This window comes from Burkholderia sp. Bp8994 (assembly GCF_003853805.1).
GTDB lineage: Bacteria > Pseudomonadota > Gammaproteobacteria > Burkholderiales > Burkholderiaceae > Burkholderia.
The window spans coordinates 203,295-217,296 of sequence record NZ_QTQH01000006.1 but is presented as its reverse complement, the minus strand read 5'-3'; the positions used below and the strand labels follow the sequence as shown (position 1 = coordinate 217,296).

Annotated in this window: 11 protein-coding genes; 2 read left to right on the top strand and 9 right to left on the bottom strand. The window is 66.9% G+C overall.

The features are described from left to right. Positions 1-161: 161 nt before the first annotated feature. The 3 genes from DIE04_RS08455 to betC all read right to left on the bottom strand — a co-directional run bounded on the left by DIE04_RS08455 (position 162) and on the right by betC (position 4,108). Entirely contained in the window at positions 162-1,301 is a 1,140-nt protein-coding gene (locus DIE04_RS08455) for a porin (RefSeq protein ID WP_124485158.1), read from the bottom strand. Between the two features lie 256 nt (positions 1,302-1,557). Beyond that, the gene (gene choX / locus DIE04_RS08450) at positions 1,558-2,529 is read right to left on the bottom strand and encodes a choline ABC transporter substrate-binding protein (RefSeq protein ID WP_124485157.1); all 972 of its coding nucleotides are present in this window, start codon (positions 2,527-2,529) and stop codon (positions 1,558-1,560) included. Positions 2,530-2,572: 43 nt separating this feature from the next. Continuing rightward, complete coding sequence (gene betC, locus DIE04_RS08445; RefSeq protein WP_124485156.1) at positions 2,573-4,108, bottom strand: choline-sulfatase; 1,536 nt, start codon at positions 4,106-4,108, stop codon at positions 2,573-2,575. Between the two features lie 202 nt (positions 4,109-4,310). Here betC and DIE04_RS08435 point away from each other — a divergent pair, with 202 nt between their 5' ends. Beyond that, positions 4,311-5,237 (top strand): choline sulfate utilization transcriptional regulator, encoded by a 927-nt coding sequence (locus DIE04_RS08435; protein WP_124521494.1) that lies wholly within the window; start codon positions 4,311-4,313, stop codon positions 5,235-5,237. Positions 5,238-5,697: 460 nt separating this feature from the next. Further along, a complete protein-coding gene (purU, locus tag DIE04_RS08430; RefSeq protein ID WP_124485154.1) occupies positions 5,698-6,585 on the top strand; it encodes a formyltetrahydrofolate deformylase in 888 nt (295 codons plus the stop codon). Between the two features lie 150 nt (positions 6,586-6,735). Here purU and DIE04_RS08425 read toward each other — a convergent pair whose 3' ends face one another. The 6 genes from DIE04_RS08425 to DIE04_RS08400 form a co-directional block, all read right to left on the bottom strand. Then, the gene (locus tag DIE04_RS08425) at positions 6,736-8,391 is read right to left on the bottom strand and encodes an APC family permease (RefSeq protein ID WP_124521492.1); all 1,656 of its coding nucleotides are present in this window, start codon (positions 8,389-8,391) and stop codon (positions 6,736-6,738) included. A 176-nt stretch (positions 8,392-8,567) separates the two neighbouring features. Further along, on the bottom strand, positions 8,568-9,431 hold the full coding sequence (locus DIE04_RS08420) for a glycine betaine ABC transporter substrate-binding protein (RefSeq protein ID WP_044844355.1): 864 nt from the start codon (positions 9,429-9,431) through the stop codon (positions 8,568-8,570). A 149-nt stretch (positions 9,432-9,580) separates the two neighbouring features. Beyond that, positions 9,581-10,729 (bottom strand): hybrid-cluster NAD(P)-dependent oxidoreductase, encoded by a 1,149-nt coding sequence (locus DIE04_RS08415; protein WP_124521490.1) that lies wholly within the window; start codon positions 10,727-10,729, stop codon positions 9,581-9,583. A 27-nt stretch (positions 10,730-10,756) separates the two neighbouring features. After that, the gene (locus DIE04_RS08410; protein WP_124521488.1) at positions 10,757-11,998 is read right to left on the bottom strand and encodes an SRPBCC family protein; all 1,242 of its coding nucleotides are present in this window, start codon (positions 11,996-11,998) and stop codon (positions 10,757-10,759) included. A 52-nt stretch (positions 11,999-12,050) separates the two neighbouring features. Further along, entirely contained in the window at positions 12,051-12,836 is a 786-nt protein-coding gene (locus DIE04_RS08405) for an electron transfer flavoprotein subunit beta/FixA family protein (RefSeq protein ID WP_044844358.1), read from the bottom strand. Further along, positions 12,833-14,002 (bottom strand): electron transfer flavoprotein subunit alpha/FixB family protein, encoded by a 1,170-nt coding sequence (locus DIE04_RS08400; protein WP_124521487.1) that lies wholly within the window; start codon positions 14,000-14,002, stop codon positions 12,833-12,835. Before DIE04_RS08400 ends, DIE04_RS08405 begins: the two co-directional genes overlap by 4 nt.

Genomic DNA, 14,002 nt, shown 5'->3' with positions numbered 1-14,002 from the left:
ATAGCTTCAACCAACGAAACCTTGCCGGATGCCCGCCGGCCGCGGGCAAGGACGGCGCACACCGCACGACGTTGCATCGCGCCGCAAAAAAAAAGCGCGAACCGCGGTTCGCGCCAAAGAGAGACCTCGCTGAAGACGTCGAAACAACTACCTCACCCCGCTCAGAACGAATGCCGCATCCCGATCCGCACGTCGGCCTGCGTCTGCGTCGTCGACGGCGTGAAGCTGTAGCCGACCACCGCATCGACGCCCTGCGACGCGCGCAGGTAATCGCCGGAGATGTACACATCGGTGCGCTTGGACAGCAGGTAGTGCAGGCCGGCCGTGCCCTGGTTCCAGTGGTGGCCTTCGAAGCGCGTGTGCTGGTAGCCCGCGATGAAGCTCAGCGCCGGCGTGAACTGGTACAAGCCGCCGCCTTCATACACCTGCATGTGCGACGACTGGCCGAAACCCTTGATCGTCGTGTACGAGAAGTTCGCGTCGAGCGTCAGCTTGCCGATCGTGTAGCTGGTGCCGACGCCGAACGTGCCCTGGCTGTCGACGTCCATCGCGGTGTTCGCGAACAGGTCGGTGCGCGCGCCGGTCGCCGGATCGACGGTCACGGTCTGCTGGCCGAGGAACGTATGCGTGCCGATCATCGCGTACGGGTCGAACGCGTAGATGCCGTTCGGGTTGTTCAGGCGCGTGTACGCGGCGCCGATCGAGAAGTCGCCCTTCGTGTAGCTCGCGCCCGCGCTCCATGCGCTGTTGCGGTGGAAGTTGCCGGCGACGTTGCCGAACGAATACATCGCGCCGAACTTGACGCCGTTCAGGTCGTTCGACAGGAACTTGACCGAGTTCGGCAGGCGGTCGCCGTTGAAGCGGTCGAAGTCGCCCTGGTGGATCGCGTAGCCGCTGCCCCATGCCGAGATGTTGTAGATCGACACGAGCTCGTTGGTGATGTCGAGCTGGTTGCCGAACGACAGCGTGCCCCAATCGTTCTGGAGACCGACATAAGCCTGCCGCCCGAACTCCGCCCCGCCGAAGCCGAGCTGGCCGTTGCCGAGGTGGAAACCGCTCTCGAGCGCAAACACGGCCTTCAGGCCGCCGCCGAGATCTTCCGTGCCTTTCAGGCCGAAGCGGTTCCCGTACGAGACGCCGTCATCGAACTTGACCACGTGCGAACCGCCCGTGTTGTTCACGTATGTGATGCCCGCGTCGAGAATCCCGTACAGCGTCACGCTGCTCTGCGCGTGGCCGATGGCGGGAATACAGGCCGCGCATGCCAGCGCGGCGGCTACGGCAACTTTCTTTTGCTTCATTGTCGACCACCCTCCCTGAACCCTTCGATGGAAAGAACCGTGGCCTGGCGCGCACAGCAATACGCCGGCTGATTCGAATTCGGTACGTCCGCTGGCTTCGGCATTTCGTTTTCCGCAATAACGCAGCCATTGGCGAAAAATACAAACCCATATTTCAGGTCACCCGTCTGAAGGCGACACCAAATGGTCTCGATGCGACCGTTCGGGAAAACACGGAGGCGGGCGGCGCGGCGAGAAACCGGCCGCGCGGAGGCTGTCAGCGGGCGTCGAGGGCCGCGCGCACGGCCGGCAACGCGGGGGCGCCGGCCGCCGTGGTAACGCCGTCGAGCCACGCTTCGACGAGCGCTGGATCGGCCTTCAGCGCATGCTGCGCGGCGAGCGCGGGCGACGTCTTGTGGTCGAGCATGTCGGCGATCATCCGGTTCTCGACGTCGACGGAGAACGTCATCTGCCTGAACAGCCGCGCGAGGTTCGCGCACTGGCCGGCAAAGCCCGCGCGCGTGACCGTGTTGACCGTCGCGCCGCCGTAGTTCGGACCGAAATACGCGTCGCCGCCCGACAGGTAGGTCAGTTTGAACTTCGTGTTCATCAGGTGCGGCTCCCACGCGAGAAAGACGATCCAGCGCTTGTCGCGCACCGCGCGCTCGACCTGCGTGAGCATCCCCGTCTCGCTCGATTCGACGAGCGACCAGTTCGCCGCGCCGAGCGCATGGTCGGACAGCATCCGCTTGATGTTCTGGTTCGCGGGCGCGCCGGGCTCGATCCCGTAGATCTTGTCGCCGAAGCGGTCCGCGTAGCGCGCGAGATCGGCGAACGTGTGCACGCCGGCCGCCGCGACGTAGTCGGGCACCGCCAGCGTGAACTTCGCGCCGTTCAGGTTCGCGTGCAGCACGTCGATCGACTTCTCGTCGACGAACGGCTTCACGAGCGGCGCCTGCGCGGGCATCCAGTTGCCGAGGAACACGTCGACCTGCCCTTTCTTCAAGCCCTGGTACGTGATCGGCACCGACAGGTTCGCGACGTCCTGTCGATAGCCGAGCGCCTTCAGCACGACACCGGCCATCGCGTTCGTCGCGTCGATGTCGGTCCAGCCGGGCGCCGCCATCTTCACGTCGCGGCACGTCTGCGGGTCGGCGGCGCGCGCGGGCTGCTGCATCGCCACCACGCACGCAGCCGCGGCGAGCGCGGTGCCCATACTCCGGATTGCTGCATTGCATTGCCGTTTCATGATTCGCTTCCTCCGTCGTTCGTCAATGTCCGCTGCGGCCCGTTCAGCGCCCGACGCGCGGAAAGCGCGCCATCGCTTCGAGCGTGTCGAGTTCGATGTGATTGCGCATGTAGCGCTGGCTCGCGTCGGTGAACGGCTGCCAGTCCCACGCCTGGATGCGGCCCTGCGTCGTCGCCGCGTAATGGAAGCGGCGCCGCCGCTGGCTCGCGCGCACCTGCGCGTCGAGTTCCGGCAGGTTCCAGCGGCGCGCGGCCTCCTCGCGGAATGCGGCGAGCACGCCGGCGGCTTCCGGCAGGCCGGCCAGGTTCGTGCGCTCGCGCGGATCGTCGGCGAGGTTGTAGAGCTGGTCGGGATCGGCCGGGCAATGTACGTATTTCCAGTCGCCGCGGCGGATCATCACGACCGGCGCAACCGCCCCTTCCGCAAGGTATTCGCCCAGCGCGACGTCGTGCGCGGGCGCGCCTTGCAGATGCGGCACGAGGCTCGCGCCGTCGACCGGGTCCGGCCAGCCGCCGGCCGGCGCCGCGCCGGCGAGGTCGACGAGCGTCGGCAGCAAATCGACGTGCGACACCGGCCCGCGCACGCGGGCGGCACCGAAGCGGCCCGGCGCGTGGACGATCAGCGGCACGCGGCAGCCGCCTTCGAAGAACGTCATCTTGTACCAGAGTCCGCGCTCGCCGAGCATGTCGCCATGGTCGGACGTGACGATCACGATCGTGTCGTCGGCGAAGCCGCATTGCTCGAGCGCGGCCAGCACGCTGCCGAACTGCGCGTCGACATAGGACGTCGCGCCGTAGTACGCGCGGCGCGCGGCGCGGATCTGCGCGTCGGTCGGCGGCGTGCGGTCGTTTTCGCAGACGAAGCGCAGCCGCTGCGAATGCGGATCGCTCTGCTGCGCATCGAGCCGCACGGCCGGCATGTCGATCTCGTCGTCGCGGTACAGATCCCAGTATTCGCGCGTGATCGCGTACGGATCGTGCGGATGCGTGAGCGACACGACCATGCAGAACGGCCGCGCGTCATGACCGGCCGCGCGCTCGCGCGCGACGTCGTACAGCTTCTGCTTCGCCGCGAACGTGACTTCGTCGTCGAAATCGAGCTGGTTCGTGCGCACGCACGGGCCGGCCTCGAGCACCGAACTCATGTTGTGATACCAGCTCGGCCGCTCGGTCGGGCGGTCCCAGTCTGGCACCCAGCCGAAGTCGGCCGGATAGATGTCGGTCGTGAGCCGTTCCTCGAAGCCGTGCAGCTGGTCGGGTCCGCAGAAATGCATCTTGCCGGACAGCATCGTCCGGTAGCCGCCCGCGCGCAGGTAGTGCGCGAAAGTCAGCGTTTGCGCCGGCAATTCGGCGGCGTTATCGTAGGCGCCGATACCCGACGGCAGCTTGCCGGTCAGCAGCGAGAAGCGCGACGGCGCGCACAGCGGGCTCGCGCAATACGCGGCGTCGAACACCACGCCTTGCGCCGCGAGCCGGTCGAGCGTCGGCGTGCGCGCGACGCGGTTGCCGTAGGCCGGCAACGCGAACGGCGTCAGCTGGTCGGCCATCAGGATCAGGATGTTGGGAGTCGGGTTCGTCATCGGCGGTCTTGGGGAAATCGGTGTTCGAATGGAGCGGCGCGACGCTCGGGCGGCGACACGGCCGGCATGACGGACGCAGCCTGAAGAAAGTGCCGCGCGCACCGGCCGCGACTGGCTAGAATCGCGGAAGGCCTGGCGCGGCGCCGTGCCGTCCGAAGCACTATCCCCCGCCCGAATTCGCGCGGGAAGGCGTCCGGCCCTTATGAGGCCATTAGAGAGACTTATGTCGAAATCCGAACCGTTACCGTCGATGCAGGCGCTGCGCGCGTTCGAATCGGCCGCCCGTCTCCAGAGCTTCACGGCCGCCGCGCGCGAGCTCGGCTCGACGCAACCGGCCGTGAGCCAGCAGGTGTTCCAGCTCGAAGCGGAACTCGGCGTGCCGCTGTTCGAGCGCAGCCCGCGCGGCGTCACGCTGACGAGCGACGGCCAGTGCCTGTACGAAGCCGTGCGGCTGAGCCTCGACACGCTGCGCGGCGCCACCGCGACGCTGCGCGCGCGCCGCGAGCACGGCGCGCTCACGATCGTCACGGATTTCGGTTTCGCGACCTACTGGCTGATGCCGCGCCTCTCCGGCCTGAAGCGCGTGATGCCGGACGTCGACGTGCGGGTCGTCACCTCGCAGGATTACGACGCGCAGCGCGACCACGCCGACATCGCGGTTCTGTTCGGCGACGGCCACTGGCCGTCGTGCACGGCCGCGCGGCTCTTTCCCGAATCGGTCACGCCCGTCTGCTCGCCGGCGTTCCGCGCCGCGCACGCGCACGTCGCGCGGCCCGAGCACCTGCAGGCGCTGCCGCTGCTGCACGTGCAGGCGACGCGCCCCGAACGCTGGCTGTCGTGGGCCGGCTGGTTCGACGCGCACGGCCTCGAGGCGCCGGCCGCCGCGCGCGGCGTGACCTTCAACAGCTATGCGCTGGTGATCCACGCGGCGCTGCTCGGCGACGGCGTCGCGCTCGGCTGGTCGCCGCTCGTCGACGAGCTCGTCGCGACCGGGCAGCTCGTGAAGCTCGTCGACGCGCCCGTCGTCACGTCGCGCGGCTACTTCCTCGTGCGGCCGCCGCAGCGGCCCGAGCCGGACGCGACACATGTGTTCCGGCGCTGGCTGCTGGACGCGTGCGCGCCGGCTTGAGCGGGCGGCTGGCCGGCGGAGCGCTGCCTGACGCTTGCTGGAGCGGCTGCGGCTGTCCCATCCGACGCGCGCTGGACTGGCTGCGCCTGCCCCACCTGACGTCCGATGGAGCGGCTGTGCCTGCACCGCCTGACGCCCGCTGGAGCCGGTACGACTGCGCCGCCCGACGCTCGCCGGACCGGCTGCGGCTGCACCGCCTGACGCTCGCTGGACCGGCTACGGCTGCACCGCCTGACGCTCGCTGGACCAGCCGCGCCCGCCCCGCCCAGCGTCCCCAAAACCCCCGCCTCAAGCCTCGCCACCGCCCCGCGGCGCTGGCGCGCCGATACCAGCCACACGGCGGGTTGGTTCTATCCGCGCCCGAATCGTCCTGATTTACTTGAGCCTCCCGCTACCCGCGTAGCGTGGCGCCCCGTCGCGCCGCCGCGCGCGTTGCGTTCCCTGACATCCGAGGAATCTCATGACCGCCGACTCACGCCCCGATCAATTCGTCCTGACGCTGTCGTGCCCGAGCGCGGCCGGCCAGGTCGCCGCCGTCGTCGGCTTTCTCGAGCGCCATCGCTGCTACGTCGATGCGCTGAACGTGTTCGACGACGATCTCAGCAACCACTTCTTCGTGCGCTGCGTGTTTCATCCGACGGATGAAACGCTGCAGATCGACGCGCTGCGCCAGGAGTTCGGTCCGATCGCGACCGCGCTCGGCGGCGGCGGTGACGGCGACACGCAATGGGCGATCCACGACGTGAACGCGCGCCCGAAGGTGCTGATCATGGTGTCGAAACTCGAGCACTGCCTCGCGGACCTGTTGTTCCGCTGGCGGATGGGCGAACTGAAGATGGACATCGTCGGCATCGTGTCGAACCATCCGGACTTCGAACCGCTCGCCACGCAGCACGGGCTGCCGTTCCGCCACTTCCCGATCACGGCCGACACCAAGGCGCAGCAGGAAGCGCAGTGGCTCGACTTCTTCGAGTCGAGCGGCGCCGAACTCGTGATCCTCGCGCGCTACATGCAGGTGCTGTCGCAGGAAACCAGCGCGAAGCTCGCGAACCGCGCAATCAACATCCATCACTCGTTCCTGCCCGGCTTCAAGGGCGCGAAGCCGTATCACCAGGCGCATGCCCGCGGCGTGAAGCTGATCGGCGCGACCGCGCACTTCGTGACCGACGATCTCGACGAAGGCCCGATCATCGAGCAGGTGGTCGAACGCGTCGATCATGCGCTGCGTCCGGAGCAATTGCTCGCGGTGGGCCGCGACGTCGAGTGCATCACGCTCGCGCGCGCGGTGAAGGCGTTCATCGAGCGGCGAGTGTTCCTGAACGGCGACCGGACGGTGGTGTTTCCGTAAGCGCATCCGTTCGGCGCGCAGCCAACAAAAAACCCGACCGGCAGCATCTGCCGGTCGGGTTTTTTATCGCGTTGCGTTCGACGCGTCGCGCAACGGCCCCGGGTGCGGTGTCCGGGTTCGTCGCGCGACGCGCGTGCCGCGTTCAGATGCTTACTTCACCCACGCGAAGTAGTACGACAGCCAGATCGTCAGCGCAGCACCGACCAGCGCCGCATACGGCATCAGATTCAGCCACATCGCGCGCTTCGGCACTTCGAGTTCCATGTCGCGCTGCATCTGCGCGGGGAAACGGCCGCGATCCTGCCAGTAGTGACGATAGAGAAACACCGGCACGATCAGCAGCATCGCGATCAGCCCGTTGCGCAGCGTGCCTTCGCCCTGCAGGTTCGCGCCCGCGCCGACATAGACGAGATTCGCGTAGCCGCAGACCGAGCCGGCGACGAGCAGCCAGGTCGGGCAGCGGAACGGCCGATCCCAGTTGCCGCGGTCCATCCGGTGGATCCAGCCCGACTGAAGATTCAGGAATACGAACAGCATGTAGCAGACGTTCGAGATCGCCAGCACCGTCATGTAGTCCGACATCATCAGCAACACGAGGTTGAAGCCGAGGTCGGTCCACATCGCGCGCGTGGGCGAGCCGTGCTCGTTCACGTGCGACAGGTACTTCGGCAGCCAGCCGTCGACCGATGCCTGGTACAGCGTGCGCGACGAGCCCATCATCGACGTCATCACGATCAGCAGGATCGACAGCATCAGCATCACGACGACCGCGTTCGCGACCCACGCACCGCCACCGACGATCTTCGCCATCGCGGCCGCGACGCCGGTGCCGTCGCCGATCGCCGGGTCGAGCATCGCCTGCGTGCCGAGCGCGCCCTGGAACGCCATCGGCACGAGCGTCATCACGACGAGGCACAGCGCGCCCGACCAGAAGATCGCCTTCGCGGTGTCGCGACGCGGATCGCGGAATTCGCGCGTGTAGCAGACCGCCGTTTCGAAGCCGTACGACGCCCAGCCGGCCATGAACATCGCGCCGAGCGCCATCGTCACGCCCTGCCCGTTCCACGAACCGAAGGTCGCGGTCGTGAGGTTGCCTTGAGCGTCATGACCGAGCGGCAGCAGCGGAAGCAGGTTCGACATCGGCACGTCGCCGGTGACGAACGGAACGATGCCGACGATCAGCAGCGGCGTGAGCGACGCGATGCCGAGAATGCGCTGCGTGCGCGCAGCTTTCGATGCGCCGCTGTGCTGAAGCTTGAACGTGATGAGAAGCAGAATCGTCGCGATGATGAACGTCGCGTTGATTCGCAGGGAAAGACCCGGCTTGATGAACCCGAGATCCGCAACCTTGAACTGCCAGTGCAGCACCGCCGCGTCGGCGGGAAAGAGACTCGTGAGCGCATAGCTCGCCGCGAGGCCGCAGCCGAGCGCGAGCATCGGCGACCACGCGAGCCAGTTGCACCACACGGAAACCGGGGCAATCAGCTTGCTGTAACGGACCCAGCCGATCGCGCCGTATACCGACGCGCCGCCCGATTTATGGGGAAATAGTCCCGATATTTCCGCATAAGTCGCGCTTTGAATCAGCCCCATCGTGATCGCGGCGATCCAGATCGCCCACGCGGGCTGGCCGATCGTCGCGCATACGCCGCCGATCGTGAACAGCACGCCTGCCGGCACGCCGCTCGTCACCCAGAATGCGTCTTTCCAAGTCAGGCCACGATGCAGCGTGTGGCCCGTCGAATCATGTGAGATGGTTGCCTCAACGTCACTGGTGCGATTAGCACGCAGTCCTGCCTGACTCATCCAATTCCTCCTGTGATGACTCCGCACAAGGGCGCTAGTGTAACAAGTTACGCGCTTTTTTGCAGAATCAGTAAAAGAAAGCCGGGATATGCTTGCATGAAATTCCTATTACTTCGGATTCCTGCAAACATTCCCGGTCTATTTTTTTATGATTCGCGCGACGAATCGCCGCGGTCTTACTGCGCGCCTTCAGTCCACGAATTCACGCGGTCCGCATGCGCGGCAATCCATGCATCGGCGGCCGCTTCCGGCTTCGAACCGTTCTGGATCGCGAGCATCACGCTGTCGATCTCGCCCGGCTTCCACTGGAACTTCTTCAGGAACGCGACGACCGGCTTGGCCTTCGTTTCGAGCTGCGGGTTCGCGACGCTGTCGACGTGCTCCGCGCCGCCGAACACCTTCTTCGGATCCTCGAGGAAGCGCAGCTTCCACTTCGCGAACATCCAGTGCGGCGCCCAGCCGGTCACGATCACCGGCTTGTTCGCGCCGACGGAGCGCGACAGCTCGGCCGTCATCGCGCTGCCCGAACTCGGCATCAGCGTGTAGCTGAGGCCGTAGCTCTTGATCGCTTCGTCGGTCTTGCGCATCACGCCCGCACCCGCATCGATGCCGACGATCCGGCCGCCGAAGCTGCTTTTCTCGGCATTCAGATCTTCGATGCTCTTCGCCTTCACGTAGTCGGGGACGATCAGGCCGATCTTGGCGTCAGGGAAGTTCGCGCCGAGATCGACGACCTTCGACTTGTACTCGCCCCAGTAGGAGCCGTGCGTGACGGGCAGCCATGCGGACAGCGTCGCGTCGAGGTCGCCGCGCGCCACGCCCTGCCACATGATCCCGGCAGCCACCGGCACGAGCTGGACCTGGTAACCGAGCTTCTTCTCGATCACGCGTGCCGCGACGTTCGACGTCGCCACGCTGTCGTCCCAGCCTTCGACGTAACCGATCTTCAGCGTAGGCTTCGTATCCGCGAGCGCCGACGCGCTCAATGCCACCATCGCCGACAGTGCGCCGGTCCACAGCAGTTTTCCGAACAACTTCATGGTCGATCTCCTTGAAATGCGCACCGTGCGCGTTGTCTCTCTAGGTTCTTCAACCACAAATCCGCGGTATCGTTGTTTTCCGACGGATGCTTGTCCGGAGGCGACGCAACGCGACACGACGCGCCCGGACCGGCGATGGCTCGATACGACTACTTGTCGATCACGAGATCCGACAGCGGCTTGCTGCAGCACAGCAGCACCATCCCCTGATCGATCTCGCGCTGGCGGATGCCGCCGTTGTGCTTCATCTCGACCTGCCCCGACACGAGCTTCACCTTGCAGGTGCCGCACATGCCCTGCGTACACGACGCCGGCAGCCGCACGCCGGACTGGCGCGCCGCGTCGAGCACGTGCTGCTCGGAGCCGCACGAAATCTCGCGATTGCTCTTCGCGAAGCTGACCGTGTACTGCTTCGTCGCGACGTCGCCGTCGTTGGCCGCCGGCGCGAGTTCGGCGATCACCTCGTCGCTCGCGGTCTGCGCGAGCGTCTCGAACGAGAAGCTTTCCTCGTGATACTGCTTGCGGTCGAAGCCGGCTTCGTCGAGCAGGTCGCGCACGGCCTTCATGTACGGCGCGGGGCCGCACGTGAAGATCTCGCGCTCCATGAAGTCCGGTGCGATCAGCTTCAGCAGCGGCAGCGTCAGGAAGCCCGTGACGCCCGGCCAGTTGGTGCGTGCACCGACGCGCTCGACGACGAACGACGTGCGGAAATTCGTATGGTTCGACGCGATCAGGTCGAGCTCGCGCGCGAAGATGATGTCGTCCGGCGTACGTGCGCTGTGCACGAACAGGATGTCGCGATCCTCGGCGAGATCATGGTGCGCGCGGCTCATCGACATCAGCGGCGTGACGCCCGAACCGGCCGACAGGAACAGGTACTTGCGCGCCGGATGCCGCGCGCACGTGAATTCGCCGGCCGGGCCGAGCACGCGAACCGACGCGCCCGGCTGCAGGTTGTCGTGCAGCCAGTTCGACACCTTGCCGCCCGGCACGCGCTTCACCGTGATCGAGATCGTGTGCGGCCGCGCGGGCGACGACGAGATCGTGTAGCACCGGTTGATCGTCTCGCCGTCGATGTCGAGTTCGAGCGTGATGAACTGCCCCGGCTCGAAGGAAAACGCACGGCCTTGCGGCGAACGGAAGAAGAAACTCTTCACGTCGTGGGTTTCCTGACGCACGTGGCAGCACACCAGCGTTTCCTCGACGTCGCTCGTCCAGCGCTCGGGCAGCGCGCTCCAGAACGCCGGGTGCGTCACCCGGCTGTCCACCGGCTCGAAATTGGCCGAATCTCGCATCATGTGTAGCTCCACTTGCTGTCTGCTGTACTACGCGCCGATTTTTTCGGCGAGCCGGCCGATGTACCAGGCCGAGAATTTTTCGACGAGACCTTCCGTGTACGGCGAATACGGGCCCGGCTCGTATGCGCTGCTGGTCGCGCCGCGCTGCGAGAATTCGACGAGCGCGCGATCCTGGTCGTTGGTCGCGTTCCACACGGCCGTCAGGTTCTTCACGTCGTAGTCGATGCCTTCCTCCGCATCCTTGTGGACGAGCCACTTGGTGCGCACGAGCGTCTTGCCGGCCGACAGCGGAATCACCGAGAACGTCACGATGTGATCGCTCATGAAGTGATGCCACGAGTTCGGCTGCGTCCAGAACGACAGGCCGCCGAGGTCGGCCTGGTCGAACTGGCCGAGCAGCTTCTTCGATGCGACCTTCGCGTCGAGCGTCTGCGATTCGCCGTGGCGGTCGAGCGGCAGGCGCTGCGTGCGGAAGCCCGTCACGTCGAGCAGCTTTTCGATTTCGGCGGACGGCAGGCCCATCTCGGCCCACTCCTTGCCGCGGCGCACGCAGGTTTCAGCGAACGCGTCCATGCCTTCGGCGTTCGCGTCGGAGCGCTGGTAGCCGAAGCCGTATTCGTACAGCGAGATCGTCAGCTCGGGATGGTTCGCGACGCAGTGATAGCACTCGCGGTTGTTCTCCATCGTGAGCTTCCAGTTGCCTTCCTCGATGATGTCGATCTGCGCGGCGATCTTCGTGTTCGGCAGATCGTGCGGCAGCAGATACGGCTCCATCTGGGCGCGCAGCTGCGCGAAATCGACCGGCGGCTCCTCGGCGAGGCAGATGAAGATCAGGCCCGCGAGGTTCTGCACGTGCACCGACTTCAGGCTGTGCTTGCAGCGGTCGAACTTCTCGCCCATGTGCTCGGCGAACATCAGCTGGCCGGTCAGGTTGTAGGTCCAGCTGTGGTACGGGCACACGATGTTGCCGACCGAGCCCTTATCCTCGTTGCACAGGCGCGCGCCGCGGTGGCGGCACACGTTGTGGAACGCGCGGATTTCCATGTCGTCGTCGCGCACGATCAGGATCGAGTCGCTGCCCAGTTCCACGGTCACGTAGTCGCCCGGCTCGGGAATGTCCGGTTCGACCGCGACCTGGATCCAGTGCTGGCGGAAAATCGCCTCCATGTCGAGGGCGAAGATGTCCTCGCTCGTGTAGAACGGCGCCTCGAGGCTGTAACCTTCCTTGCGTCGCTCGATCAGTGCACGAATGTCTGCCGATACTTTCATCGTTTGCTCCGGATTCCTTGCGTCCCAGTGTGGTTGCCGACAGGCATCAAAATCAGTAGTCGATGAGCTGATGCTCGCGCAAATACGCGAGGATCACTTGTGCTTTTTCGACTGAACTCCCTTCATTTACGACGTTGCCGCCGCGGCTTTCGGTCGTGGTCGCGGACAGCATCCGGGCATGCCCCGAGCGCTTCTCGGCGGCGACCAGCTTTACGGGTTTACGCTCGATCGGGCCGACCTTCCAGGCCGCCGCATCGGCGTCCGCGCCGGTCGACGTGAGGGCCGGGCGGATCGCGCCGGCGCGCAGCCGCGCATACGCGTAGCGCGGCGCCACGTTGGCGAGCGGATGGACCGCGACGACGGCCGGCAGCGCCGCGTCGACGCGCCGCCGCAGCCCTTTCGGCAAGAATTGCCGGACCGCCGCGCGGCCGCCGTCGACCGTCACGTCGACGGCCGAGCCGACGAGCGGATAGCCGAGCGCCGCGGCGACGCGATACGGCAGCATCCCGGTGTCGTACGCGCCCTCGGCGCGCGTGCCGGTCAGCACGAGGTCGTAGCCTTCGACGCGCGCGGCGAGCGCATGCGCGGCATCGTCGCCGTCGTGGCAGGCCAGCACCTCGACCTGCCGCGCGCCGAGCGCGAGATATTCAGCAAGCGCTTCATTCGCGGGATCGCCCGCATGGATCACGTCGAGCTGCGCGCGATGCCGCTCCGCGAGCTGGCGGCCGACCTCGAGCGCGGCCGCGTCGTTGCGGCTGTAGCGCGCGGTGCCGCTGACGGGGTGCCGGCCGACGGACACGAGCACCGCGATGCGTTGCAACTGGCGGGGGGCGTTCATGCTGCGACTCCTTCGGTTTCACGCGAGCCGACCGCGGCCGGCGATTGTCCGCGCGACGCGCGCGCGGCCTGCACCTGTTCGATCAGCGCGGCGATCGTCGCCTGCGCGTCGCCCACCACCGTCAGGTTCGCGCGCTTCGCGATCGGCGCGCTGCCGTCGAGGTTCACCGCGATCACGTGACGGCAGTCCTTGATCCCCTGCAAGTGCTGCACCGCGCCCGAGATGCCGAACGCGATGTACACGCTCGCCTCGACCGTCTTGCCGGTCGCGCCCACCTGCTTGTCGCGCGTGAAGTGACCGTTGTCGACCGCGACGCGGCTCGCGCCGATCGCCGCGCCGAACGCGCCGGCCAGTTGTTCGAACGCGCCGATGTCGGACACGCCGTTGCCGGCCGACACGATGAAGTCGGCCTCCTCCAGCGCGACCTGCGCCGCGTCGATTTCCTCGAGGCCGAGATCGCGGTATGGCTGCGCCGCGTCTCCGGCCGGGCGGATGAAGTCGGCGGCCAGGCGCTCGCCGGCGCCGACGAACGGCAGTTTCGCCTCGACCGCGTTCTGCGCGAGCAGGATCACGTCGGGCAGCCCGCGCGTCGCAAACGCGCGGCCGGCCTGCGCATACGCGCCGACATGCTTCGCGTCGATCTCGACCACGTGGGTCGCGACGCTCGCGCCGGCGGCCGCCGCGTACCGCCGGCCGAGATCGCCGTCGCCGGTCGCGTTGTCGGGCACGAACACGTGCTTCGGCGCGAGCGCCGCGGCGCATGCCTGCAAGGCTTGCAATTCGCTTTCGGGCGCAAACGCGCGACGGTCGAAGTCGGCCAGCTCGATCAGCTTGTCGACGCCGAGTTCGGCGGCGTCATCCTTCAGTTCGCCGAATGCCAGCAGCGCGACTTCGGTCTGCGCGTCGGCGAGCACCGCGGCGGCGGCGATCGCCTGCCGCGCATGGTCGTCGAGCGCGCCGCGCTCGGCGTGCGCCACCACCAGCATCACGTGCTTCGGGTCCTGCACCGCGCGGCGCGGCTTCGCGGCCGCGGCGCCGTGGCCGTGCGCGGACCACTGCGCGGCGCTCGCATCGGCGCTGCCTTCCTCGCCGAGCGTGATGCGCTTCAGGCCCGCGGCCGTGATGATGAACGGCCGGCGCGGATCGATTCGTTTGATCGTGTTCAT

Bases quoted from the DNA above. Each gene is read 5' to 3' on its own strand.
- DIE04_RS08455 (WP_124485158.1), bottom strand. From the start codon at position 1,301: ATGAAGCAAAAGAAAGTTGCCGTAGCCGCCGCGCTGGCATGCGCGGCC.
- choX (WP_124485157.1), bottom strand. From the start codon at position 2,529: ATGAAACGGCAATGCAATGCAGCAATCCGGAGTATGGGCACCGCGCTC.
- betC (WP_124485156.1), bottom strand. From the start codon at position 4,108: ATGACGAACCCGACTCCCAACATCCTGATCCTGATGGCCGACCAGCTG.
- DIE04_RS08435 (WP_124521494.1), top strand. From the start codon at position 4,311: ATGAGGCCATTAGAGAGACTTATGTCGAAATCCGAACCGTTACCGTCG.
- purU (WP_124485154.1), top strand. From the start codon at position 5,698: ATGACCGCCGACTCACGCCCCGATCAATTCGTCCTGACGCTGTCGTGC.
- DIE04_RS08425 (WP_124521492.1), bottom strand. From the start codon at position 8,391: ATGAGTCAGGCAGGACTGCGTGCTAATCGCACCAGTGACGTTGAGGCA.
- DIE04_RS08420 (WP_044844355.1), bottom strand. From the start codon at position 9,431: ATGAAGTTGTTCGGAAAACTGCTGTGGACCGGCGCACTGTCGGCGATG.
- DIE04_RS08415 (WP_124521490.1), bottom strand. From the start codon at position 10,729: ATGATGCGAGATTCGGCCAATTTCGAGCCGGTGGACAGCCGGGTGACG.
- DIE04_RS08410 (WP_124521488.1), bottom strand. From the start codon at position 11,998: ATGAAAGTATCGGCAGACATTCGTGCACTGATCGAGCGACGCAAGGAA.
- DIE04_RS08405 (WP_044844358.1), bottom strand. From the start codon at position 12,836: ATGAACGCCCCCCGCCAGTTGCAACGCATCGCGGTGCTCGTGTCCGTC.
- DIE04_RS08400 (WP_124521487.1), bottom strand. From the start codon at position 14,002: ATGAACACGATCAAACGAATCGATCCGCGCCGGCCGTTCATCATCACG.